The sequence below is a fragment of the Mesorhizobium sp. M4B.F.Ca.ET.089.01.1.1 genome, assembly GCF_004022605.1.
Classification (GTDB): Bacteria; Pseudomonadota; Alphaproteobacteria; order Rhizobiales; family Rhizobiaceae; genus Mesorhizobium; species Mesorhizobium abyssinicae.
This window is the reverse complement of record NZ_RZOS01000005.1, coordinates 1-23,098: the sequence shown is the minus strand read 5'-3', so window position 1 is coordinate 23,098 and position 23,098 is coordinate 1. Positions and strand designations below refer to the sequence as shown.

Genomic DNA, 23,098 nt, shown 5'->3' with positions numbered 1-23,098 from the left:
ACGCGCAGGAGAAGGTTTGGCGTCAGCGCCGTGAGCCTGGGCCAGAAGGTTGGGTTTGATGAACACGACATCCGCGTTGAACGCTGCCGGCGCCAAGCCGCTGCAGTTCCCTATCCCGGCCAATGTCTATGCCGAGACCGTCGTCTCGGTGAAGCATTACACCGACCGCCTGTTCTCGTTCCGCATCACCCGGCCGCAGTCGCTGCGCTTCCGTTCCGGCGAGTTCGTGATGATCGGCCTGCCCAATGCCGAGAAGCCGATCTTCCGCGCCTATTCCGTCGCCAGCCCCGCCTGGGACGACGAGCTGGAATTCTTCTCGATCAAGGTGCCGGACGGTCCACTGACCTCCGAGCTGCAGAAGATCCAGGTCGGCGACACCGTCATCATGCGTCAGAAGTCGACGGGCACGCTGGTGCTCGACGCGCTGACGCCCGCCAAGCGCGTGTTCATGATCTCGACCGGCACCGGCATCGCGCCCTTTGCCAGCCTGCTACGCGATCCCGACACCTATGAGAAGTTCGACCGGGTCATCCTGACCCATACCTGCCGCGACAATGCCGAGCTCACCTATGGCCAGGAACTGGTGGCGGCACTCGAGAGCGATCCGCTGATCGGCGAACTGACCGGCGGCCGCGTCACGCTTTACAACTCGACCACGCGCGAGGACTCGGCGCGCATGGGCCGCATCACCGCGCTGATCGGCTCCGGCAAGTTCTACACCGACCTCGGCATCGACAAGCTCAATCCCGAGACCGACCGCATCATGATCTGCGGCTCGATGCACATGCTGAAGGACGTCAAGGAACTGGCCGAAAGCCTCGGCTTCCAGGAAGGTTCGCTCAGCCATCCGGCAACCTTCGTCGTCGAGCGCGCCTTCGTCGGCTGAGCCGTAGCCGGGAGGCTTCAGCTCCGCCCAAATCCGTTTTGACCATGCGGTCAAAAATCAGCTGCTTTCGCGGCCTTTTTCCGCTATGAGCCTTTTGAGGACTCGTGGAGCACTGCTTCACGGGCTATCTTCTTGCGTGTCGCCCAAACCGTCGAGCGGTTTTGAGGAACGACGCGCACGAAGCATTAAGCGCAAGCCGCTGAATGGAAGGGCAGGAGATGAGCAGCATAATCCGCGACGCCGACCTCGGCACGTCCAAGGTCACCTCGCTGCCGGCGCGCGCCGCCGCCAACACGCCCGTGCCGCAAGGCCATATTGCGCGCAATCCCGGCATGCGGCTCGATCTCGGCTTCCTGGAATCGGTGCGCAGCGTCAACCGCTCGGCGCTGGAGCGCCGCGTCGCGACGCTGACCAAGCGGCGCTCGATCAAGGCCGACAACCAGGCGGCGTGGCTGCTGCGCGCCGTCGCCTGCATGGACCTGACGACGCTGAACTCCAACGACACCGACGAGCGTGTGCGCCGGCTCTGCGCCAAGGCGATCAACCCGTTCCGGCGCGACATCGTCGAGGGGCTGGGCATTGAAGGCGAAACCATCCGGCCTGCCGCGGTCTGCGTCTACCATCCCTTCGTCGCCACCGCTGTCGACGCGGTACGCGGCACAGGCATCCACGTCGCCGCCGTCTCCACCGCCTTCCCGCACGGCCTGGCGCCATTGTCGACGCGCCTGCAGGAGATCGAGGCCTCGGTCCGCGACGGCGCCGACGAGATCGACGTCGTCATCCCGCGCGGCCTGGTCTACGGCGCGAAATGGCAGGAGCTGTTCAACGAGATCGTCGCCATGCGCGAAGCCTGCGGCGATGCGCATCTCAAGGTCATCCTAGGCACCGGCGACCTCGCCACGCTGCGCAACGTCATGCTGGCCTCGATGGTGGCGATGATGGCGGGCGCCGACTTCATCAAGACCTCGACCGGCAAGGAGAGCGTCAACGCCACGCTTCCCGTCGGGCTTGCCATGGTGCGCGCCATCCGCGCCTATTTCGAGGAGACCGGCTACCTCATCGGCTTCAAGCCGGCCGGCGGCATTTCTACGGCCAAGGTCTCGCTCGACTGGCTGGTGCTGATGAAGGAAGAGCTTGGGCGACCGTGGCTGGAGCCGGAGCTGTTCCGCTTCGGCGCGTCGAGCCTGCTCACCGACATCGAGCGTCAGCTCGAGCATCATTTGACCGGGCACTATTCGGCCAACCATCGCCACGCGATGGCCTAGCCCGCGAAGTCGCCCGCCAAGAACCAAAAACCTCCTGCGGTAGGAGCGCCCCATGAACATTCTCGAACGCTATCACGCCATGGAGTACGGCCCGGCGCCGGAGGCGCGCAACGAGGCGGATGCCTGGCTCGCCGCGCGCGATTTCTCAAAGGCGCTTTTCATCGGCGGCGAATGGAAGGCCGCCGCCGGCGGCAAGACCTTCGAGACCAGCGAGCCGTCCTCTGGCAAGCTGCTGGCCAAGCTTTCGGATGCCGGTGCGGCCGATATCGACGCGGCTGTGGCTGCGGCCGCCAAGGCGCTGCCGAAATGGAGCGCCAGCTCTGGGTACCAGCGCGCCAAGGTGCTCTACGCCATCGGCCGCGCCATGCAGCGCCACCAGCGCCTGTTCGCGGTTCTGGAATCGATCGACAACGGCAAGCCGATCCGCGAAAGCCGCGACATCGATGTGCCGCTGGCCATCCGCCATTTCATCCACCATGCCGGCTGGGCGCAGGCGCTGGACAGGGATTTTCCCGATCACAAGGGTGTCGGCGTCGTCGGCCAGATCATCCCGTGGAATTTCCCGCTGCTGATGCTGGCCTGGAAGATCGCGCCGGCACTCGCCGCCGGCTGCACAGTGGTGCTGAAGCCGGCCGAATTCACGCCGCTCACCGCCGTGCTGTTCGCCGAGATCTGCGAACGCGCCGGCGTGCCGAAGGGCGTCGTCAACATCGTCCAGGGCGGGCCGGAAGCCGGCGCGGCCATCGTCAATCATCCGGGCATCCAGAAGATCGCCTTCACCGGCTCTTCCGAGGTCGGCAAGATCATCCGCAGGGCGACCGCCGGATCGGGCAAGAAACTGTCGCTGGAACTCGGCGGCAAGTCGGCCTTCATCGTGTTCGAGGACGCCGATCTCGACAGCGCCGTCGAAGGCCTGGTCGACGGCATCTGGTTCAACCAGGGCCAGGTCTGCTGCGCCGGCTCGCGGCTGCTGGTGCAGGAAGGCGTCGCCGATGCCTTCATCGCCAAGGTCAAGGTCAGGATGAGCCGGCTGCGCCTCGGCAGCCCCCTCGACAAGAACACCGATATCGGCCCGCTGGTCGACCGCAGCCAGCTCGACCGCGTCAAGGGACTGGTCGCCGAAGGGGCGAAACAGGGCGCCGTCTGCTGGCAGCCGGACGCGGCCTTGCCGTCTTCCGGCTACTACCACCTGCCGACGCTCGCCACCGGTGTTTCGCCGGCTAATATACTTGCTCAGGAAGAAGTCTTCGGCCCGGTGCTGGCAGTCATGAGCTTCCGCAACACCGAGGAAGCGATCGAGCTCGCCAACAACACACGCTATGGGCTCGCCGCCTCGGTGTGGAGCGAGAACGTCAACCTTGCGCTGCATGTCGCGCCGCAGCTCAAGGCCGGCGTCGTCTGGGTCAACGGGACCAATATGTTCGACGCCGCCTGCGGCTTCGGCGGCTACCGCGAAAGCGGTTTTGGCCGCGAGGGCGGACGCGAGGGCATGTATGAATATCTGGCGGCGAAGCTGCCGCTCGGGCCGGTCATCAAGGCAGCGGCCGCCGCGTCAGCTCAGCCCGTTGAACAGGCCGATGGCACCGTCATCGACCGCACGGCAAAGCTGTTCATCGGCGGCAAGCAGGTCCGGCCGGACGGCAACTATTCGCTTGCCATCGCAACCGCCAAGGGCAGGCTTGCCGGCGAAGTCGGTCTCGGCAACCGCAAGGACATCCGCGATGCGGTTTCCGCTGCCCGAGCATGCAAGGCGTGGCCGGAGGCGACCGCGTTCAATCGCAGCCAGGTGCTTTACTATCTCGCTGAAAACCTGTCCGGCCGCGCCGACGAGTTCGCCGCCCGACTCGTCCAGCTGACCGGCGTGACGGCGAAGGCCGCGCGCGAGGAGGTCGAGCAGTCGATCGAGCGATTGTTTCTCTATGCCGGCCTGACCGACAAGTTCGAGGGCCGCGTGCACCAGCCGCCGGCCCGCGCCGTGACGCTTGCCCTGCACGAGCCGGTCGGCGTCGTCGGCGTCGTGGCGCCCGACAATCAGCCGCTGCTCGGCTTCATCTCGCTGGTGGCGCCGGCGCTCGCCATGGGCAACACCGTGGTCGCCGTGCCCTCGGAGCGCTATCCGCTGCTGGCCACCGATCTTTATCAGGTGATCGAATATTCCGACATTCCGGCCGGCGCCATCAACATCGTCACCGGCCGCGGCGCCGAGCTCGCCGGCGTGCTGGCCAAGCATGACGATGTCGATGGGCTGTGGGTGTTCGCCGATGCCGAGACCTGCGCCAAGGCGGAGGCCGACTCCATCGGCAACCTCAAGCGCGTCTGGAGCGGCAACGGCCGCGGCCTCGACTGGGCCTCGGACGATGCGGCCGGCAAGGCGTTCCTGCGCCGCGCCATCGAGGTCAAGAACGTCTGGGTGCCCTACGGCGACTGACACCTGACAGGTGCCGCGTTTGTCGCAGCCTTCGGGCTTGACTGGTTCAGAAATGTTCTTTAACGAGAAAAAACAATTGGCCTCCAGCAGACAGCGGCTCAGGCGGGACCATAGTGTCCGCCTGGCACATTGCGTCCCGCCTGGCTGCCGCTAAAACGCTCGCAAGAACCTGGAGAGAAACGATGGCGGATCTGGCAGGCAAGGTGGTTGTCGTCACCGCGGCGGCGCAAGGCATCGGCCGGGCGAGCGCGCTGGCGTTCGCCAAGGCCGGCGCCACGGTCTATGCCACCGACATCAACGAGGCGCCGCTGGCCGAACTCGCCAAGACGCCGGGTATCAAAGCCCGCAAACTGGACGTGCTCGACGACGCGGCCGTCAACGCCGCGTTCGCCGAGATCGGCCCGGTCGACGTGCTGTTCAACTGCGCCGGCTTCGTCCATGCGGGCTCGATCCTCGAAATGAAGGACGCCGACCTCGACTTCGCCTTCAACCTCAATGTGCGCGCGATGATCCGCACCATCCGCGCCGTGCTGCCGGGCATGCTGGAGCGCGGCGACGGATCGATCATCAACATGTCTTCGGTCGCCGGCGCCGGCAAGGGCGTGCCCAACCGCTTCGCCTATGGTGTAACCAAGGCCGCCGTCATCGGCCTGACCAAGGCGATCGCCGCCGACTATGTCGCCAAGGGCATTCGCTGCAATGCCATCTGCCCGGGCACGGTCGAGAGCCCGTCGCTGCAGGACCGCATGCATGCGCAAGGGGATTACGAAGCGGCCCGCGCCGCCTTCATCGCCCGCCAGCCGATGGGACGCCTCGGCACGCCGGAAGAAATCGCCGATCTCGCCGTCTATCTGGCCGGCGCCACCTACACGTCGGGGCAGGCCTACAATATCGACGGCGGCTGGTCGATCTGACCTCGGTCCGGCGCGGTCCGGATCGAGAAGTCTGAAAATCCCGCGCGCCGGCGGCCAGACGCAGTGACCGTGCTTGCCCGGGACCGGGGCGATGGATACGGTCCGCCCGGTTTCCGCAAGGGAGCCGTCGCTTCGGCGGAGAGTTTGCAAACGGCCACGGGCCGCAAGTAGGAGAAGGATTTAGATGAAACTGCTGCGCTATGGCGAGGTGGGGAGCGAACGTCCCGGCCTGCTCGATGCGGATGGGACCATCCGCGACCTCTCGGCCCACGTCGCCGACATTGGCGGCACGGCGCTTCATCCGGCTTCGCTGGGCATGCTGGCAAAGCTCGATGCGAAATCGCTGCCGGCGGTTTCCGGCAGCCCGCGCATCGGCGCCTGCGTCGCCGGCACCGGCAAGTTCATCTGCATCGGCCTCAACTATTCCGACCACGCCGCCGAAACCGGCGCCACGGTGCCGCCGGAGCCGATCATCTTCATGAAGGCGAGCTCGGCGATTGTCGGGCCTGACGACGACGTGCTGATCCCGCGCGGCTCGGTCAAGACCGACTGGGAGGTCGAACTCGGCGTCGTCATCGGCAAGACCGCGAAATATGTCTCGGAAGCCGACGCGCTGGACTATGTTGCCGGCTATTGCGTCTCGCACGACGTGTCCGAGCGCGCCTTCCAGGCCGAGCGCCAGGGCCAGTGGACCAAGGGCAAGAGCTGCGACACGTTCGGCCCGATCGGCCCGTGGCTGGTCACCAAGGACGAGGTGGCCGACCCGCAGAACATCAAGATGTGGCTGACCGTCAACGGCAAGACGATGCAGAACGGCTCGACCAAGACCATGGTCTACGGCGTCGCCTATCTGGTCTCCTATCTCAGCCAGTTCATGTCGCTGCATCCTGGCGACATCATCTCCACCGGCACGCCGCCCGGCGTCGGCCTCGGCATGAAGCCGCCGGTGTTCCTGAAGGCCGGCGACGTGGTCGAGCTCGGGATCGAAGGGCTGGGCCAGCAGAAGCAGACGTTTAGGGCGGACGCGTAAAGCGCCGCCTCCCCTTCTCCCCTGTGGTGTTGCGGAAGGAGAGAAGGCGGTTTCGCGCCCTTCCTCTCCCCCGTCGATCGGGGGAGAGGTGTCGAGCGAAGCTCGACGGAGTGGGGGTCGACCTGGCTCGACCATTGTCATTTCAAGCTAAGCAATGATCAGGGCTCGTCAGCGGCGGCGCATTTGAGGACCTGCCTTCCCCCACTCCGTCGCCGCTTCGCGGCGCCACCTCTCCCCCCTCCGGAGGGAGAGGAAAGACGCACCTACTTCAGCACCTTCCCATCCGCTCCGAACCGATAGGTCTTCGCCGGATCCGGCGTCGCGTAGAGCGTCGAGCCCGGCTCGGCGTTGTAGACGCCGAAGATGCGCACGGTGAGCAGCCCGGCCTTCTCGCAATCGAGATAGAGGTTGGTGTCGGCGCCGAGATGCTCGGCATGCACCACCGTGCCCTTCCAGGCGCCTGATGTCGTGTCGACGGTCAGGTGCTCGGGCCGCACGCCGACGGTCTTGGCCGTCTCGCCGAGCCTGGCGCCGTCGATGAAGTTCATCTTCGGCGAGCCGATGAAGCCGGCGACGAATTCATTCGCCGGCGAATTGTAGAGCTCCATCGGGCCGCCGATCTGCTCGATGCGGCCGGCGTTGAGCACGACGATCTTGTCGGCCAGCGTCATCGCCTCGACCTGGTCGTGGGTGACGTAGATCATCGTCGCCTTCAGGCGGCGATGCAGCTGCGCGATCTCCAGCCTGGTGTTGACGCGCAGCGCCGCATCGAGGTTCGACAATGGCTCGTCGAAGAGGAACAGCTTCGGCTCGCGCACCACGGCGCGGCCGATGGCGACGCGCTGGCGCTGGCCGCCCGACAGTTCGGCCGGACGCCTTTCCAGATAGGGCTCCAGCGACAACATCGAGGACGCGATGCCGATGCGGCGGTCGATCTCGGCCGCCGGAGTGCCGGCCTGCTTGAGGCCGAGGCCCATATTGTTCTTCACCGTCAGATGCGGATAGAGCGCATAGGTCTGAAACACCATGGCGATGCCGCGCTTGGCGGGCGGCGTGACGGAGACGTCCTGGCCATCGATGACCACCCGGCCGGAGGTCGAATCCTCAAGCCCGGCGATGACCCGCAGCAGCGTCGACTTCCCGCAGCCGGAGGGGCCGACGAAGACGACGAACTCGCCGTCATTGACCTCCAGGTCGATGCCTTTCAGCACCTCGACCGGCCCGAAAGCCTTTTTCACATTCTCGATGTTCAGCGAACCCACGGCGTCGTCCCTGTTTTGACTGGTTCTAGAGTTTGACGGCGGCGCCGCTGCGCACGCTTTCGTCGGCGGCGAGGCAGACGGCGAGCGACTTGACCGCGTCGTCCATATGCCTGGTGAGGTCGATGTCCTCGCGGATGGCCTTGAGCAGGAAGGCCTGTTCGAGGTCGCAGAGCTCCTGGTGGCCGGGCTCGCCTTCCATCGACAGCAACTCGTCCTGTTTCGCAAACCTGCCGTCCGGCCCGGTGGCGGCGCTATGCAAGCGGATGGTCGAGGTCTTGGTGTGGGTGTCGATGTCGTCGGACTTGATGCCTTCCCTCATGACGATCGACACGCAGCCCTTGGGCGAGATGACGTCCTTGACGAAGAAGGCGGTCTCCGAGATCATCGGACCCCAGCCGGCCTCATACCAGCCGACCGAGCCGTCCTCGAACAGCACCTGCAGGTGGCCGTAATTGTACATGGAAGGGGCGACCTCGTCGGTCAGCCTGACTCCCATGCCGCGCACCTCCACCGGATTGGCGTCGGTGATCTGCAGCATCACGTCGAGATAATGCACGCCGCAATCGACGATCGGCGACGTCGTCTGCATCAGCTGCTTGTGCGTGCCCCAGGTATGGCCTGACGATTGCTGGTTGAGGTTCATGCGGAACACGTAAGGGCCGCCGAGCTTGCGCGCCTCGGCGATTAGCCTGACCCAGGACGGGTGGTGGCGCAGGATGTAGCCGATCACCAGTTTCCTGCCGTTGGCCTTGGCGGCGGCGACGACGCGCCTGGCGTCCGCCACTGTGGTTGCCAGCGGCTTCTCGACGAAGACATGGCAGCCCGCCTCGAACGCTCGCACCGCATAATCGGCATGGCTGTCGGAATAGGTGGCGATCGCGGCGACGTCGGGCTTCTCCTCGCGCAACGCCTCCTCGAAGGAGCGCCTTATGCCGTAGCCGGCGAGCCCGTCCTGCAGCGGCACGTCGGAGCGGTTGACGAGTGCTGCGATCTCGAAGCCCGGATTGTTGTGATAGGCCAGCGCATGGCTGCGGCCCATATTGCCGAGCCCGGCGACGACGACGCGAAGGGGTTTGTCGCTCACCTGGTTGCTCCACTTTTTCTTGGGAGGGTGTCACCCCACCCGGCGCTTCGCGCCGACCTCCCCATCAAGGGGAGGTAGGGCGTTGGCGTGAACATCCTCATTGCCGAAGAAGTTGCTCTGAATAGAAACGAGGGGCGGTCGATGAAAAAGCGACGACCTTCTACCTCCCCTCGATGGGGAGGTCGGCGCGCAGCGCCGGGTGGGGTGAGGCACGGCCCCACGGAGAATTGGCGGTCCGCATTCACTTGACGGCTCCCGACGTGATGCCGCGGATCAGCTGCCGCGAGAAGATGACGTAGAGGATCAGCACCGGCAGGATCGCCAGCGACAGCGCCGCCAGGATTGCGTTCCAGTTGGTGACGAACTGGCCGAGGAAGAGCTGGGCGCCGAGCGTCACCGTCTTGGTCTCCTCCGATGGCGCCAGGATCAGCGGGAACCACAGATCGTTCCAGATCGGGATCATGGTGAAGACGGCGACGGTCGCCATCGATGGGCGCACCAGCGGCAGCACCAGCCGGAAGAAGATCGTGTATTCCGACAGGCCGTCGATGCGCCCCGCATTCTTCAGGTCGTCCGACACTTGCTTCATGAATTCCGACAGGATGAAGATGGCGAGCGGCAGGCCCTGCGCGGTGTAGACCAGGATCAGCGCCGTCAGTGTGTTGACCAGCCCGCTTGCCACCATCAGCTGCAGGATGGCGACGGTGCCGAGGCGGATGGGGATCATGATGCCGAGCGCGAGATAGAGCCCCATCATCGTGTTGCCGCGGAAGCGGTATTCCGACAGCGCGAAGCCGGCCATGGCGCCGAACAAAAGCACGAAGAACAGCGAGGCGACAGTGACGACGAGGCTGTTCTGGAAATAGTGGATGAAGTCGCCCTGGCCGATCACCGTGGTGTAGCCGATCAGGTCGAAGGTCTTCGGCGTCGGCGGCGTAAGCGGCGCGCCGAAGATGGCGGCGCGCGACTTGAACGAGTTGACGATGACCAGGATGACCGGAAACAGCGCGATCGCCGTATAGGTCAGCAGGACCGCGTGGGCGCCGATGGTGCGGGGAAGCGAATGGGTTGCAGTGCTCATGGCTCGCCTCCTCAGAACTGGTAGCGACGCAGGCGCGTCTGGATGAGGAACAGGTAGACGCAGACGCCGCCGAGGATGATCAGGAACATCATCGTGGCGATGGCAGCGCCCATGTTGGGATCGCCGATCTGCAGTTGGAAGCCGAAGAAGGCGCGGTAGAGGAAGGTGCCGAGGATGTCGGTCGAATAGTTCGGCCCGGCGAGCGCCCCTTGCGCGGTGTAGATCAGGTCGAAGGCGTTGAAATTGCCAACGAAGGTGAGGATCGAAATGATGCCGATCGAGGGCAGGATCAGCGGCAGCTTGATCTTCCAGAACTGGGCCATGCCGGTGACGCCATCGCATTCGGCCGCCTCGATCACTTCGTCCGGGATCGACAGCAGCGCGGCGTAGATCAGCATCATCGGGATGCCGACGAACTGCCAGACCGAAACCAGGCTGAGCGCGGTCAGGGCGTATTGCTCCTTGCCGAGCCAAGGCGTGAACAGGCTCTTCAGGCCGACGAAGTCGAGCAAATGCGGCGCCACGCCCCACAGCGGCGACAGGATCAGCTTCCAGGCGAAGCCGACGATGACGAAGGACAGGATGGTCGGCACGAAGATCGCCGTGCGGTAGAAGGCGGCGAAGCGCAGCCTCGGGCTGGACAGCAGCGCCGCCAGCAGCACGCCGATCGGGTTCTGCACCAGCATGTGGATGATGAAGAACCAGACATTGTTCCTCAGCGCGTTCCAGAAATTGACCGACCAGTTGGGATCGCCGAACAGGGTGCGGAAATTGTCCAGCCCTACGAAGACCTGGGACTGGTCGACGTTGCGGAACAGCGAAAGCTGCAGCGTGCCGGCGAGCGGCAGGATCATGATCGCCGTGTAGACGAGCACGGCCGGCGCCAGGAAGATGGCGATGTGCCAGCGGATCGGTCTTTTCGGTCGTGTTTGTGCGGCCATGAGTTCGGTCCCCGCCGTCTCTCTCGGTTCCAAATCGTATGATGCTAGATGATGCCTCTATGCACGGCCCGATCGTCCCCTGCGGGAGAGGACAAGGCCCGCGATTGCGACTTCGTCTTCCCCGCTCGATGAGAGGGTAAGACCGAGAGGCGGCGCCGACAATCGCTATCTAAAAACTGTCCGAATGCCGGCCGGGCAGATGCCCGGCCGGTCCGTTGCCTGAGCTCTTACTTCGCCGGCTTGTACCAGCTGTCGAGGCCGGTCTGCAGCTTCTTGGCCGCGGCCTCCGGCGTGTCGGTGCCGTTGATGACGTTGGCCGATTCAACCCAGGTCTCGTTCTCGAGGTTCGGCGTGCCGCGCGACAGGATCTGGTAGGTCGAGCGGATGGTCGACTTGCACTTGCCGCGCCAGGAGACGAATTCCTGCGCCAGCGGGTCTTCCATCTTCACCGGCGTGTTGTTCAGGCTGAAGAAGCCCGGCAGCGCGTTGGCGTAGATGGTAGCGAAGTCCGGCGAGGCGACCCAGGACAGGAACTTCTTGGCCGCGTCGGCATTCTTCGACGCCGCGTTCAGACCCATGCCGATGTCGGTGTGGTCGGAGATGTAGCAGGTGTCGCCGGCCTTCTGCACCGGCGGCGGGAAGGCGCCCATCTTGAACTGCGCCTGGGTGTTGAACAGGCCGATCTCCCACGAGCCGGCCGGATAGATGGCGGCGCGGCCGAGCGTGAACAGGTTCTGGCTGTCCGGATAGATCTGGGCCTCGAAGCCGTCGCCCAGATAGGGCTTCCACTTGGCCAGTTCCTTGTAGGGCTCGACCCAGTCGGCGTCGGTCAGCTTCTGGTCGCCCTTGATCAGCGCCAGACGGCCGTCCTCGCCCTTCCAGTAGTTCGGGCCGATGTTCTGGTAGCCCATGGTCGCGGCTTCCCAGAGGTCCTTGGTGCCCATCGCCATCGGGATGTAGGTGCCGTCGGCCTTGATCTTGTCGAGCGCGGCGTAGAACTCCTCATTGGTGGTCGGCACCTTGATGCCGAGCTTGTCGAAGGCGTCCTTGTTGTAGATGAAGCCGTGGATGACCGAGGCCATCGGCACGCAGAAGCTCGCCTTGCCGTCGTCGGTCTGCCAGGCCGCCTTGGCGACCGGCGAGAAGTTCTCCATGCCGGGCAGCGCCGAGAGATCGGCGAGGTTGCCCTTCTTGAAGAGTTCCAGCGACTTGTCGAAGGGGCGGCAGGTAATCAGGTCGCCCGCCGAGCCGGCGGCGAGCTTGGCGCCGAGTGCGGCGTCATACTCAGTCGGCGCCGAAGGCGCGAACACCACCTTGATGCCGGGGTTCTTGGCTTCGAAAGCCGGGATCAGCTTGTCCTTCCAGATGGTCAGGTCGTCGCCGCGCCAGCTTTCGATGTTGAGCGTAACGTCATCGGCATAGGCCACCCCGGCGGAGCCGAGGATGCTGGTGCCGAGCAGAAGGGCCGTCAGTAGTTTGGTCGTCATTTTCAGTCTCCCTGTTGACCTTTTTCAGGTTCGGTTTTGATGAGAACGGGGGGCTAGCGCCCCTTGCTCCCCTCGATCGCGGAAAGGGCCGGCCGGAGCTTCCGCCCGGTCCCTTCCAGTATCTTCTCGGCCGTGTCGGCGTTGGCGGCGCCGGCGGCGAGCAGAATGGCGGTCTTGACCACGCCGCCGCTCTGTTCGAGCAGGCGCGCAGCATCGTCCCTGCCGCGCCCGCTGATGGCGGCGACGATGCGGATGGCGCGGTCGCGCAGCTTGATGTTGTCGGCGGTGAGGTTGACCATGTAGCCGTCATGGACATGGCCGAGATGGATGGCGGCCAGCGTCGACAGCATGTTGAGGGCGATCTTCTGGGCGGTGCCGGCGCCCATGCGCGTCGAGCCGGCAATCAGTTCGGGCGGCGTCTCGAGCACGATCGCGACATCGGCCGACCGGAACAGCGGCACGTCCCGGTTGTTGGCGATGGCGATGGTTGCGGCGCCCCGGCTCCGTGCGTGCTCCAGTGCGGCGACCGCATAAGGCGTCGAGCCGCTGGCCGAAATCGCGATCAGGCAATCGCGCTCGCCGATGCCGGCGGCGGCGACGGCGGCCGAGGCTTCATCGGTGTCGTCCTCCGGCCCGCCGGCAAGGGTGCGGAAGGCCTCGTCGCCGCCGGCGATCAGGATGGCGATGGGGTCGCGCCCGATGCCGAAGGTGCCGGGCAGTTCCAGCGCGTCGGCCAAGGCCATCAGACCCGAACTGCCGGCCGCCGCATAGGCGAGCCTGCCGCCATCCTTCAGCCGCTCGGCGACGATTTCGGCTGCAGCGGCTATGGCGGGGATGGCGCCGCGCACGGCCTTGGCGGCCTCGATCTGCGCATCGGCAAGAAAGGAAAGGATGGCGTCCGGAGCCTGGATATCCAGCCCCTCGGCATTCTGGTGATGCGCTTCGGTGCGCTTCTCGGCCATCCGTTGTCCTCCAACTGACGAAACAATACCAAAAAAATACCACTTGTCCACACGGATTAACGAATTCGCCGCGCGAAATTCGCCTTGCCGGCAAAATATCGTGGTTTTTCAATAAAATACGCCTTAATCTTTTTGAAAGCGAAATTAACTCTTGGCTATTGGTATTTTATTGGTATTATCCGTCCGGAGGAGAAATCGCGTGAATTTCGTACTTGGCATCGATGGCGGCGGCACCAGCTGCAGGGCGGCCCTTGCGACCGCTGACGGCGTCGTGCTTGGCCGCGCCAAAAGCGGCGCCGCCAACATCCGCACCGACCTCACCGGCGCCAGGACCAACATTGTCGAGGCGGCACGGCAGGCGTTCGTCGCCGCCGGCAAGAATCCGGAACTCATCCCGCAAACGCCCGCCATTCTCGGCCTCGCCGGCGCCAATGTCGGCACTTACAGGCAGCAGCTCGAGGCGATCCTGCCGTTCAGCGCCAGCCAAGTCGAGACCGACGCCGAGATCGCGCTGGAGGGTGCGGTCGGGCCCAGCGACGGCGCCATGGCCATCCTCGGCACCGGCACCGCCTATATGGCGCGCAAGGCGGGCAAGTCACACGCCATTGGTGGCTGGGGTTTTCAGGTCGGCGACCAGGGCAGCGGCGCGCGCATCGGCCGCGACCTGCTGGAACAGACACTGCTCGCCTATGACGGCATCCGTCCGGGCTCGCCGCTGACCGATGCGATACTCGCCGTCTTCCGCAACAACCCCGAGGACGTCGTCGAGTTCACCACCAATGCCAAGCCCGGCGATTTCGGCGGTTTCGCGCCAAAGGTCTTCGACCATGCCGCCAAGGGCGATCTTGTCGCCAACTGGATCCTCGACAAGGCGGTTGCCGACGTCGAAGCCTCGCTCGGGGCGCTCGATCTTGCCGGCAATGCGCCGCTCTGCCTGCTTGGCGGCCTGGCGCCGCTCTATGCGCCGCGGCTTTCGGCGCGCTACCAGGCGCTGCTGAAGCCGGCGCTCGACGATGCGCTGGGCGGCGCCGTGCAGATGGCGGTGCGCATCTTTGCGCGCGGTTCGGAGGTTGCCCAATGAGCGCCGCCGACCAGATTTTCGCCATGCTGAAGGAATCGTCGCAGAGCGGCGCGCCGCTCTATCTGCAGCTCAGGAAGAGCATCGAGGAAGCGGTCAACCGCGGCCTGATCGGGCCAGGCGACGCGCTGCCGTCGGAGCGCGACATCGCCAGCAAGGCCGACATCTCGCGCGTCACCGTGCGCAAGGCGGTGCAGGATCTGGTCAAGGGCGGCATCCTCGTCCAGCGTCACGGTTCCGGCACCTTCGTCGCCCCGCGCATGGAGCGCGTCGAGCAGTCGCTGTCCAGGCTCACCTCGTTCACCGAAGACATGGCGCGGCGCGGCATGGTGGTGCGCTCGGCCTGGCTCGATCGCGGCCTCTACGCGCCTTCGCCCGACGAGACGATGGTGCTCGGCCTGTCGTCAAACGAGCTGGTGGCGCGGGTGGCGCGCCTGCGCATCGCCAACGACACGCCGCTGGCGATCGAGCGCGCGTCGCTCTCGGCCAGCGTGCTGCCCGATCCCGAGGCGATCGGCTCCTCGCTCTATGCCGCGCTGGAACTGACCGGCAACCGGCCGGTTCGCGCCGTGCAGCGCATCTCGGCCGCCAATCTCGGCGACGGCGATGCGCGCCTGCTGGAAGTGCCGCCGGGGGTTGCCGGCCTGCATATCGAACGTATTTCCTATCTTGCGAGCGGCAAGGTGATCGAATTCACCCGCTCGATCTACAGGGGCGACGCCTATGATTTCGTCGCCGAACTCCGGCTGACCGGGCCGGGAGAGGAGAGCCGGCCATGAGCGCGACCCCCACCCATATGCGGCGCGAGATCGAGGAGATTCCGGAGGCCACGGCCCGCCTGCTCGATGGCTCGGCCGCCGTGCTGAGCGAGGCCGGGCGCGGCATCCGCGAGCGCGATCCGAGCTTCGTCGTCACCGTGGCGCGCGGTTCATCCGACCATGCCGCCACCTTCATGAAATACGCCGTCGAACTGACCGCCGGCCTTGCCGTCGCCTCGGTCGGCCCGTCCATCGCCTCGATCTATGGCGCCAGGCTGAGGCTCGCCGGCTCGGCCTGCCTGGCGATCTCGCAATCGGGCAAGAGCCCCGACATCGTCGCCATGGCGGAGACGGCGCGGGCCGGCGGCGCGCTGACCGTCGCCATCACCAACACCGCCGATTCGCCGCTGGCGCGGGCGTCGGACTTTGCCATCGACATCCTGGCCGGGCCGGAGCGCAGCGTCGCGGCGACCAAGACCTTCGTCAATTCGGCGGTCGCCGGCCTGGCGCTGATGGCGCATTGCACCGGCGACGATGCGCTGCTCGCGGCATTGGCGCGCCTGCCGGAGCATTTCGAGAAGGCAATCGCCTGCGACTGGATGGCGCTGGCCGGCGCGCTGGAGACGCCGCGGTCGCTGTTCATCCTCGGCCGCGGTCCGTCCGCGGCGATGGCCAACGAGGCGGCGCTGAAATTCAAGGAGACCTGCGGCATGCATGCCGAGGCCTACAGCGCGGCCGAGGTCATGCATGGGCCGCTGGCGCTGGTCGGGCCGGGCTTCCCGGTGCTGGCGCTCGCCGCGCGCGACGCTTCCGAACCGTCGGTCGCCGAGGCGGCCGACAATCTGGCCGGCAAGGGCGCGGCCGTCTTCGTGACATCCGGCAAAGCGACCAAGGCACGGGCCCTGCCCTATGTGGCGACCGGCCATCCGCTGACCGATCCACTGGCGCTGATCGTGTCGTTCTATGGCTTCGTCGAGGCCTTTGCCCGCCATCGCGGCCTCGACCCCGATACGCCGCGCAATTTGCGCAAGGTGACGGAAACCGTATGAGCGACCGTTTCGCCCTCACTGGCGCCCGCATCTTCGACGGCGCCGACTGGCACGACAATGCGGCCCTCGTGGTGAGCGGCGGCCTGGTCGAGGCCATCCTCCCCGCCGGCGCCATTCCGGCCGGTGTCGATCGCATCGAGACCGACGGCCTGCTGGCGCCGGGCTTCGTCGACCTGCAGGTCAATGGCGGCGGCGGCGTCATGCTCAACGACCATCCCGACGTCGCCTCGATCGAGACCATTTGCCGGGCGCACGCGCCGTTCGGCACCACGGCGCTGTTGCCGACGCTGATCACCGATACGCCAGCGATCACGGCGGCTGCCGTCGCGGCCGGCGCCGCGGCGGCGCGGCAGAAGGTGCCGGGCTTCCTTGGCCTGCATCTCGAGGGGCCGCATCTGTCGGTCGCCCGCAAGGGCGCGCACGACCCGGCGCTGATCCGGCCGATGACGGACGCGGACCAGGCAGCGCTGATCGCGGCGCGGAAGGAACTCCCGGTCTTGCTGACCACGATCGCGCCCGAATCGGTCGAGCCGGCGCGTGTCGCGGCCCTGGCAAAGGCCGGCCTCATCGTCAGCCTCGGCCATTCCGACACCGGCTATGCCACGGCGAGCGCCTTCGCCGCGGCCGGCGCGACCGTGGTGACCCATCTCTTCAACGCCATGAGCCAGATCGGCAACCGCGAGCCGGGGCTGGCGGGCGCGGCCATCGACACAGGCGGGCTGTCGGCCGGCATTATCGCTGACGGCATCCATGTCGATCCAGCCACTATGGCGATCGCGCTGCGCGCCAAGAAGGGGCCGGGAAAGATCGTGCTGGTCACCGACGCCATGGCGACGATCGGCACCGACATGACGTCGTTCACGCTGAACGGCCGCACCATCTACCGCAAGGACGGCAGCCTCAGGCTGGCCGACGGAACCCTGGCCGGGGCCGATCTCGACATGATCTCGGCCGTGCGCTTCATGCACCGCGTCGTCGGGCTGGAGCTTGGCGAGGCGCTGCGCATGGCTTCGCTCTATCCAGCCGAGGCGATCGGCCAGGCGCACCGGCTCGGCCGCTTCGCCAACAGCACCGCAGCCGACATTGTTGGTCTGTCGGACGATCTGAACGTGAAGAGCGTCTGGATCGGCGGGAAGAAGGTGTTCGGAGCGTAGGCCCTCGATCCTACCGTCAATTAGGAACCAACGTTCGCAATTGGCCGGAGCCCTTCGCGCATCGTCATCGAAAACTATTGGCCGTAGAGATCTCTGTAGGTCTCGCGCAAAAGGTTCTTCTGCACCTTGCCCATGGTGTTGCGCGGCAGCTCGTCGACGAAGATCACCTGCTTTGGGTGCTTGTATTTCGCCAGCCGACCCGCGATGGCGTCGAGGACATCGGCCGCGCCGATGGCCGAGCCCGGCTTGCGCACCACGACCGCGGTGACACCCTCGCCGAAGTCCGGATGGGCGACGCCGATCACCGCGCTTTCGCTGACGCCGGCAAGCGCATCGATCTCGCCCTCGATCTCCTTGGGGTAGATGTTGTAGCCGCCGGAAATGATCAGGTCCTTGCCGCGCCCGACGATATGCACGTAGCCGTCCTGATCGACGAGGCCGAGGTCGCCAGTGATGAAGAAGCCGTCGGGACGGAATTCGGCCTTGGTCTTTTCCGGCATCCGCCAGTAACCCGCAAAGACGTTCGGGCCCTTCACCTCGATCATGCCAACCTCGCCCTGTGCGAGCGACCCGCCGCCGTCGGGATCGGCGATGCGCAGCGAAACGCCCGGCAAGGGAAAGCCAACCGTGCCGGCGCGCCGCTCGCCATCGTAGGGGTTGGATGTGTTCATATTGGTTTCGGTCATGCCGTAGCGCTCGAGGATGGCGCGGCCGGTGCGCTCTCGCCAGGCGGCATGCGTCTCGGCAAGCAAGGGCGCCGAGCCGGAAATGAACAGGCGGATGGTTTTCGCCGCCTGGGCGTCCAGGCCCTGCTGCTGCAGCAGGCGCACGTAGAAGGTCGGCACGCCCATCAGCGCGGTGGCGCGCGGCAGCAGCGAGACGATGCGGGCCGGATCGAATTTTGCCTCGAACAGCATCGAGGCGCCGGCCATCAGGATCACGTTGGTGGCGACGAACAGGCCATGCGTGTGGAAGATCGGCAGCGCGTGGATCAGGACGTCTTCGGCGCTGAAGCGCCAATGCTCGACCAGCACGCGCGCGTTCGAGGCGAGGTTCTCGTGGCTGAGCATGGCGCCCTTCGAGCGGCCGGTCGTTCCCGACGTGTAGAGGATCGCGGCAAGGTCGTCCGGTCCGCGCGCCACATCGTCGAAATCCGCCTGATTTCCGGAAGCGCTTTCGGGCAGCGAACCGTCGCCGTGCTGGCCAAGCGTCGCCAGCGCCGCGCCGGACGCCTGCGCCAGCGGGCCGATATCGGCCGCTCTTGCCGGGTCGCAGACCACCAGCCGCGGTTCGGCATCGCCAAAGAAATAGCGGAGTTCCGGCAGTGTGTAGGCGGTGTTGAGCGGCAGGAAGACGGCGCCGGCGCGCAGGCAAGCAAGGTAGAGCAGCACCGCTTCCGGGCTCTTCTCGACCTGCACGGCGACGCGGTCGCCCGGCGCCACGCCGGATTGCACCAACGCATGCGCCAGCTGCGCCGAGCGCGCCAGCATGTCGCCATAGGTGAGGGATCGCCCGTCATCCGTCTGCATCAACAGCCGCCGAGGTGCCGTGACGCGGACGCGAAAAGCGTCGAACAGGTGATTGCTCATTGTTGCTCCCGCGTGGCGCGGCGAATCCTGAATTCGCATCGTTTCGGCGAGAGCGAATATCAGATTTGAGGCTGGAAGAGCAGCTATTTGCGGCCGCGCAACGCCTTGGCCGCGGTTGCCTTGGGATCGCCGTCCTGGCTGAAACGCGCCATGCACATGGCCGCCGTCAGCCGGTAATGGTTGAGCAAGGCCTCGACCGCGCCGTCGGCGTCGCCATCGAGGGTGCGTTCGGCGATCTGGCGGTGTTCGGCAAGGTCGTCGCGCTCGTCACCCGGGCCGTGCTGCGAGATCAGCCGGTAGCGGGAAGCCTGGTCGGAAAGCTGGTCGCAGAAACCGACCAGCCAGTGCGACCGGCAGCCGGCGATCAGCGCGCGATGGAAGGCACGATGCAGCTTCTCCCAGTCCGGATTGTTGGTCGAGGGCTCACCCGGCAGGCGGCGCTGGGCGCGCGCCAGGCGATGCAGCGCCAGCACCAGTTGCTCCTCCCATTCGCCGGTGCGGTGCTCGATCGATTCGCGCAGCGCCCTTTCCTCCAGCCAGCAGCGGGTGCGAGTCAGCTCATCCAGCTCCTCGGCGCTGACCGGCATGAGGAAGAAGCCGCGCTGGTCGTGGCGGCCGAGCAGGCCTTCCGAAGCCAGACGGTTAAGCGCCTCGCGCACGGGCGAGGCGCCGGCGCCATATCGCGAAACCACCCATTCGACCCGAAGCTTGCTTTCGGTCTCCAGCACACCGCGCAAGAGATCGTCCCGAAGTTGATGATAGACCGTGCTGGCAAGGGTGCTCTTGGGTCCGGCACCTTCATCGCCCGGATCGGCGGTTCCGTACGTCAATATCGCTCCTGTTGCCTGCCTTGGCCTGTTGTTGGTTCTTGTTGCGAAGCAGTCTCAATCCCGTAGGCGTACTATACCGTGCCACACTTCGCGGCCTCAAGCGGAAGATGATGGTATTGGACTTAAAGAGGATAGAGCGCAGTGGCTCGCCGAAGTAACGGGCGGCTCAAGAATATTGAATTTTCTGAGAAGCTTGAGGCGCTGAACAGCGAAGCTACTCATTTCGGTGATCAATCAGACTGGGTATCCAGCCGAGATACGGTCAACGGCCAGGATCAGGCGGCGGCGCTGTCCGCCGCGGTCCTGATCGCCTCGATGTTGGCCCGATAGGCCTCGACGCTGTCGCCCTTGAAGATGGCGGCGCCCGCGACCAGCACATCGGCGCCCGCCGCGGTGACCAGCGGCGCCGTCTCCGGCGACACGCCGCCGTCGATCTCGATGCGAATCGGACGGTTGCCGATCAGCGCCTTCACCCGCTTCACCTTGTCGACCATTGCCGGAATGAACGCCTGACCGCCAAAGCCCGGATTGACGGTCATGATCAGGATCAGGTCGAGCCGGTCGAGCACGTATTCGACAGCGCTTTCGGGTGTCGCCGGGTTGAGCGACACGCCGGCCTTCTTGCCGAGGTTCTTGATGGTCTGCAGCGAGCGGTCGAGATGCGGGCCGGCCTCTGCATGCACGGTCAGGCCGTCGCAGCCGGCCTCGGCGAAGGCGGCCAGATAGGGATCGGCCGGCGCGATCATCAGATGGCAATCGAAGAAGGCCTTGGTACGGTTGCGGATCGCCTTCACCACCGGCGGGCCGAAAGTGATGTTGGGGACGAAATGGCCGTCCATGACGTCGAGATGGATCCAGTCGGCGCCGGCCGCCGCGACGGCTTCGACCTCGTCGCCGAGCTTCGAGAAATCCGACGCCAGCACCGATGGCGCGATCAGGGTTTTCTTGGCCATGTCCGCTTCCCGTTCTTCAAGTCCGCTCCGCCCTAGCGCATCGGCTGCAAAATCGGAACCGATTTTCGGAAAGGACAATGCCCGATTTCGTGTTGGAGGGCAGCTAGCGCCAAAAGGACGCACGTCGCTGTAGACCAGGATGACGTTTAGTGATCCCCGCAAAGGAGAGAGGCGGCACCGCCTCTCTCCTGATTTGCAGCGGGATTCAATTCACCTGAAGCCGTGACCTGGCCTGCCCCGGCAGAAACGACTGGCCTCTGCCTTGCTTCAACTTCTGCAGCCCAAGCGTCTTCGAAGCCGGCCTGGGCACGCAATGTCCGCGCACCGTCATTTCGGTTGGCCGGCAGCCCGTGGTGATGATTGCGTCCCTCACGCACGCCTTGCCGACCAGATGGTAGCCGCGTTTGCAGTCGATGATGATGGAAGGCTTGCGCACGCATTCGCCATTGACGCGCTGTTCGTCACGCCGGCATTTCCCGGCGATCACGGCATTCTTCACGCATTTCAGGCCAAGCTGATGATAGCCGGGCAAGCAATGGATGCTGACGCCGATGCACAGGCCGTCGACCAGCTTCTCGGTGCTCTTGCATGCGGCCACCAGCGGCCTGTCGACACATTTGCCGCGCAGCAGACTTTGGCTGGGCAGGCATTTGCGGCCGGGATCGACGACGACCGGCGGCAGCCTGGGCTTGCCGAAGTCGGGGCGCGGGCTTGAGACCAGATCGTCGACCTTGGGCTCGACTGTGCGTCTTATGCAGGTGAAATCCTCCGCATCCATGTCGATGGTGGCGATGGATCCATTCGGTTTGATCTCCTGCAAGGTGCACTGGATCGAGCGGGTCCTGCTAATGCTGAGATCGTGCGCGGCACTGGCCTTGAACACACCGCCTTCGTTGAAGGCGACCGCGGTCCCGGTGAAGAAGGCGCCATTCGAGCAACCGATCCGATAGTGCAACGCGCCGGGAGCATCGCGGCTCGCTTCGAACGCGACCTGGCCTTTGCGCGGGCAAAGTTTCCTGGATCCGGCGCTGTCGGAAACGGTCACTTCGCCTTGCCAGTCGGCCTTTGCCGGCGGGTTGTCGGGATCGGCCTGCGGTCCATCGGTGAAGCCGCCGCCGCCCGCGCCAGTGCAATGGACGGTGATGTCCTTCCAGCCGTCGAAGGGCTCGAACGGGCCGTTGCCGACTATTTCGGTCTTGTACTGGAAGTACGCGGTCGCTCCGACATTCTCCCATCTCTCATAAGTGGCGAAATAGCCGTTCTTGCCCGCGTCGAAGGACGCCCAGACCTGCTTGAACTCCGATGTGATCGGCCCATTGTCCTTCTGCCGCCAGATGCGCATCGATACCGGCCCGGCCTTGTTGGCCTGCGCGCGGCTGGTCACCTTGAGCGCCGGGCACACTGTGCCGGGTGTCGAGCCGGGCTGGTTCGAGCGGTAGGTGGTCAGGAACAGCTTGACGTTCTTTGTCTCGAATTCGCCGAAGTCGACGGCGATGTCCTGAGCCGCCGGTTTGACGACGGGATCGCAGACGACCTGAACGTCGAACGAACCGTGTTCGGCATAGTGCGATTCGTAGATCGGATAGGGCCAGCTGCCGCCCGTCACCTCGGTGGCGGCATTGTGCATGTCGAGCGCCTTGTCGGTCAGCGCCGAAAAGGTCGCGTGGAAAGTGTGTGTGAACGAATAGGACTTCGTCGGCCCATCGGGCTGGAGGTGCTGGTTGCACTTGGCGATAATCTGATCGCCATAGGGCACCGACGCGATGTCCGCATTCGAAGACAGCGCCATGATCGAGGGATCGAAGGAGAAGTTCTCCTGGTGATCATAGTCGCGGCTGACCGGCGATGCGCTCCAGATCGGCGGAAACGCCCCGCACTGGCTGGGGCCGCATACGCCGAGCGATACACCGACCTGCTGCACGTAGCCTGGCCAGCGTGTGTCGATCTTCATGTGGCCCCAGAACTGGACCGTGCCGCTTTTCAGCCTGTCCCATTTCTGTTTGTCGCTCGAAACGACATGAAGCGTGGTGTTGACGCTCTGCGTGTCGAACGACATCGACTTGATGTTGGCCTGTGTGGCGAAAGCGGAGGTGCTGACTAGTCCGGCTGCGAACAGGGCAACAGTCGCAACCGTATTGCGAAAGGCATAGCTGACTGAAGACATCTCTCTCTCCTGATGTGTTCCTTCAGCGATTGGTCGCCGCTCGCGGCATCAAGGTTCACGCGGGCGATCCCGCCAACGAAAAACCCCGCCGGATTGCTCCGGCGGGGTTCTGGTTTTCCTATCGCTAGATCACGGCTTGGAGTTCTGGATGTTCGCTCCCGCCGGATCCTGCTGCACCTGCGG

At 65.3% G+C, this 23,098-nt stretch carries 19 protein-coding genes; 9 read left to right on the top strand and 10 right to left on the bottom strand.

Annotation, left to right across the window (positions count from 1 at the left end):
• Nucleotides 1–58 precede the first annotated feature (58 nt).
• The 5 genes from EN780_RS01105 to EN780_RS01085 all read left to right on the top strand — a co-directional run bounded on the left by EN780_RS01105 (nucleotide 59) and on the right by EN780_RS01085 (nucleotide 6,523).
• Nucleotides 59–886 (top strand): ferredoxin--NADP reductase, encoded by an 828-nt coding sequence (locus EN780_RS01105; protein ID WP_128271672.1) that lies wholly within the window; start codon nucleotides 59–61, stop codon nucleotides 884–886.
• A 218-nt stretch (nucleotides 887–1,104) separates the two neighbouring features.
• Nucleotides 1,105–2,151 (top strand): deoxyribose-phosphate aldolase, encoded by a 1,047-nt coding sequence (deoC, locus tag EN780_RS01100; RefSeq protein WP_128271670.1) that lies wholly within the window; start codon nucleotides 1,105–1,107, stop codon nucleotides 2,149–2,151.
• Nucleotides 2,152–2,203: 52 nt separating this feature from the next.
• Nucleotides 2,204–4,579, top strand: a complete 2,376-nt coding sequence (locus EN780_RS01095; RefSeq protein WP_128271668.1) for an aldehyde dehydrogenase family protein — start codon at nucleotides 2,204–2,206, stop codon at nucleotides 4,577–4,579.
• Between the two features lie 182 nt (nucleotides 4,580–4,761).
• Entirely contained in the window at nucleotides 4,762–5,493 is a 732-nt protein-coding gene (locus EN780_RS01090) for an SDR family oxidoreductase (RefSeq protein ID WP_128271666.1), read from the top strand.
• A gap of 184 nt (nucleotides 5,494–5,677) precedes the next feature.
• Nucleotides 5,678–6,523 carry a fumarylacetoacetate hydrolase family protein gene (locus EN780_RS01085; RefSeq protein ID WP_128271664.1) on the top strand — a complete coding sequence of 282 codons (846 nt, stop codon included), beginning with the start codon at nucleotides 5,678–5,680 and terminating at the stop codon, nucleotides 6,521–6,523.
• A gap of 263 nt (nucleotides 6,524–6,786) precedes the next feature.
• Here EN780_RS01085 and EN780_RS01080 read toward each other — a convergent pair whose 3' ends face one another.
• The 6 genes from EN780_RS01080 to EN780_RS01055 form a co-directional block, all read right to left on the bottom strand.
• Nucleotides 6,787–7,785, bottom strand: coding sequence for an ABC transporter ATP-binding protein (locus tag EN780_RS01080; protein ID WP_127283410.1), 999 nt, complete (start codon nucleotides 7,783–7,785; stop codon nucleotides 6,787–6,789).
• 25 nt (nucleotides 7,786–7,810) lie between these two features.
• Nucleotides 7,811–8,869 carry a Gfo/Idh/MocA family oxidoreductase gene (locus EN780_RS01075; RefSeq protein ID WP_128271662.1) on the bottom strand — a complete coding sequence of 353 codons (1,059 nt, stop codon included), beginning with the start codon at nucleotides 8,867–8,869 and terminating at the stop codon, nucleotides 7,811–7,813.
• Between the two features lie 241 nt (nucleotides 8,870–9,110).
• On the bottom strand, nucleotides 9,111–9,950 hold the full coding sequence (locus EN780_RS01070) for a carbohydrate ABC transporter permease (RefSeq protein WP_126056910.1): 840 nt from the start codon (nucleotides 9,948–9,950) through the stop codon (nucleotides 9,111–9,113).
• Nucleotides 9,951–9,961: 11 nt separating this feature from the next.
• The gene (locus tag EN780_RS01065) at nucleotides 9,962–10,891 is read right to left on the bottom strand and encodes a sugar ABC transporter permease (RefSeq protein ID WP_128271660.1); all 930 of its coding nucleotides are present in this window, start codon (nucleotides 10,889–10,891) and stop codon (nucleotides 9,962–9,964) included.
• Nucleotides 10,892–11,118: 227 nt separating this feature from the next.
• Entirely contained in the window at nucleotides 11,119–12,378 is a 1,260-nt protein-coding gene (locus EN780_RS01060) for an ABC transporter substrate-binding protein (RefSeq protein ID WP_128271658.1), read from the bottom strand.
• Between the two features lie 53 nt (nucleotides 12,379–12,431).
• Nucleotides 12,432–13,340 (bottom strand): N-acetylmuramic acid 6-phosphate etherase, encoded by a 909-nt coding sequence (locus EN780_RS01055; RefSeq protein WP_128271656.1) that lies wholly within the window; start codon nucleotides 13,338–13,340, stop codon nucleotides 12,432–12,434.
• A gap of 199 nt (nucleotides 13,341–13,539) precedes the next feature.
• Between EN780_RS01055 and EN780_RS01050 the strand changes: the two genes are divergently transcribed.
• From EN780_RS01050 to nagA, 4 genes are read left to right on the top strand one after another with little or no spacing between them, the layout of a single operon-like run.
• On the top strand, nucleotides 13,540–14,421 hold the full coding sequence (locus tag EN780_RS01050; protein ID WP_128271654.1) for an N-acetylglucosamine kinase: 882 nt from the start codon (nucleotides 13,540–13,542) through the stop codon (nucleotides 14,419–14,421).
• Nucleotides 14,418–15,197 carry a GntR family transcriptional regulator gene (locus EN780_RS01045; RefSeq protein ID WP_127287221.1) on the top strand — a complete coding sequence of 260 codons (780 nt, stop codon included), beginning with the start codon at nucleotides 14,418–14,420 and terminating at the stop codon, nucleotides 15,195–15,197. Before EN780_RS01050 ends, EN780_RS01045 begins: the two co-directional genes overlap by 4 nt.
• Nucleotides 15,194–16,225, top strand: a complete 1,032-nt coding sequence (locus EN780_RS01040; protein ID WP_128271652.1) for an SIS domain-containing protein — start codon at nucleotides 15,194–15,196, stop codon at nucleotides 16,223–16,225. The genes EN780_RS01045 and EN780_RS01040 overlap by 4 nt, the downstream gene beginning before the upstream one ends.
• Nucleotides 16,222–17,379: an N-acetylglucosamine-6-phosphate deacetylase gene (gene nagA / locus EN780_RS01035; RefSeq protein WP_128271650.1), complete on the top strand. Its 1,158-nt coding sequence runs from the start codon at nucleotides 16,222–16,224 to the stop codon at nucleotides 17,377–17,379. The genes EN780_RS01040 and nagA overlap by 4 nt, the downstream gene beginning before the upstream one ends.
• A gap of 74 nt (nucleotides 17,380–17,453) precedes the next feature.
• Here nagA and EN780_RS01030 read toward each other — a convergent pair whose 3' ends face one another.
• The 4 genes from EN780_RS01030 to EN780_RS01015 all read right to left on the bottom strand — a co-directional run bounded on the left by EN780_RS01030 (nucleotide 17,454) and on the right by EN780_RS01015 (nucleotide 22,915).
• Nucleotides 17,454–18,968, bottom strand: coding sequence for a malonyl-CoA synthase (locus EN780_RS01030; protein ID WP_128271648.1), 1,515 nt, complete (start codon nucleotides 18,966–18,968; stop codon nucleotides 17,454–17,456).
• An 83-nt stretch (nucleotides 18,969–19,051) separates the two neighbouring features.
• On the bottom strand, nucleotides 19,052–19,798 hold the full coding sequence (locus EN780_RS01025) for a GntR family transcriptional regulator (protein ID WP_127391743.1): 747 nt from the start codon (nucleotides 19,796–19,798) through the stop codon (nucleotides 19,052–19,054).
• Between the two features lie 275 nt (nucleotides 19,799–20,073).
• Complete coding sequence (gene rpe, locus EN780_RS01020) at nucleotides 20,074–20,751, bottom strand: ribulose-phosphate 3-epimerase (RefSeq protein WP_127286292.1); 678 nt, start codon at nucleotides 20,749–20,751, stop codon at nucleotides 20,074–20,076.
• A gap of 205 nt (nucleotides 20,752–20,956) precedes the next feature.
• The gene (locus tag EN780_RS01015; protein ID WP_128271646.1) at nucleotides 20,957–22,915 is read right to left on the bottom strand and encodes an EB domain-containing protein; all 1,959 of its coding nucleotides are present in this window, start codon (nucleotides 22,913–22,915) and stop codon (nucleotides 20,957–20,959) included.
• Nucleotides 22,916–23,098: the final 183 nt, after the last annotated feature.

What these genes read in the sequence shown, in the direction of transcription:
- EN780_RS01105 (WP_128271672.1), top strand. Translation starts at nt 59, where the DNA reads ATGAACACGACATCCGCGTTGAACGCTGCCGGCGCCAAGCCGCTGCAG.
- deoC (WP_128271670.1), top strand. Translation starts at nt 1,105, where the DNA reads ATGAGCAGCATAATCCGCGACGCCGACCTCGGCACGTCCAAGGTCACC.
- EN780_RS01095 (WP_128271668.1), top strand. Translation starts at nt 2,204, where the DNA reads ATGAACATTCTCGAACGCTATCACGCCATGGAGTACGGCCCGGCGCCG.
- EN780_RS01090 (WP_128271666.1), top strand. Translation starts at nt 4,762, where the DNA reads ATGGCGGATCTGGCAGGCAAGGTGGTTGTCGTCACCGCGGCGGCGCAA.
- EN780_RS01085 (WP_128271664.1), top strand. Translation starts at nt 5,678, where the DNA reads ATGAAACTGCTGCGCTATGGCGAGGTGGGGAGCGAACGTCCCGGCCTG.
- EN780_RS01070 (WP_126056910.1), bottom strand. Translation starts at nt 9,950, where the DNA reads ATGAGCACTGCAACCCATTCGCTTCCCCGCACCATCGGCGCCCACGCG.
- EN780_RS01065 (WP_128271660.1), bottom strand. Translation starts at nt 10,891, where the DNA reads ATGGCCGCACAAACACGACCGAAAAGACCGATCCGCTGGCACATCGCC.
- EN780_RS01060 (WP_128271658.1), bottom strand. Translation starts at nt 12,378, where the DNA reads ATGACGACCAAACTACTGACGGCCCTTCTGCTCGGCACCAGCATCCTC.
- EN780_RS01055 (WP_128271656.1), bottom strand. Translation starts at nt 13,340, where the DNA reads ATGGCCGAGAAGCGCACCGAAGCGCATCACCAGAATGCCGAGGGGCTG.
- EN780_RS01045 (WP_127287221.1), top strand. Translation starts at nt 14,418, where the DNA reads ATGAGCGCCGCCGACCAGATTTTCGCCATGCTGAAGGAATCGTCGCAG.
- EN780_RS01040 (WP_128271652.1), top strand. Translation starts at nt 15,194, where the DNA reads ATGAGCGCGACCCCCACCCATATGCGGCGCGAGATCGAGGAGATTCCG.
- nagA (WP_128271650.1), top strand. Translation starts at nt 16,222, where the DNA reads ATGAGCGACCGTTTCGCCCTCACTGGCGCCCGCATCTTCGACGGCGCC.
- EN780_RS01030 (WP_128271648.1), bottom strand. Translation starts at nt 18,968, where the DNA reads ATGAGCAATCACCTGTTCGACGCTTTTCGCGTCCGCGTCACGGCACCT.
- rpe (WP_127286292.1), bottom strand. Translation starts at nt 20,751, where the DNA reads ATGGCCAAGAAAACCCTGATCGCGCCATCGGTGCTGGCGTCGGATTTC.
- EN780_RS01015 (WP_128271646.1), bottom strand. Translation starts at nt 22,915, where the DNA reads ATGTCTTCAGTCAGCTATGCCTTTCGCAATACGGTTGCGACTGTTGCC.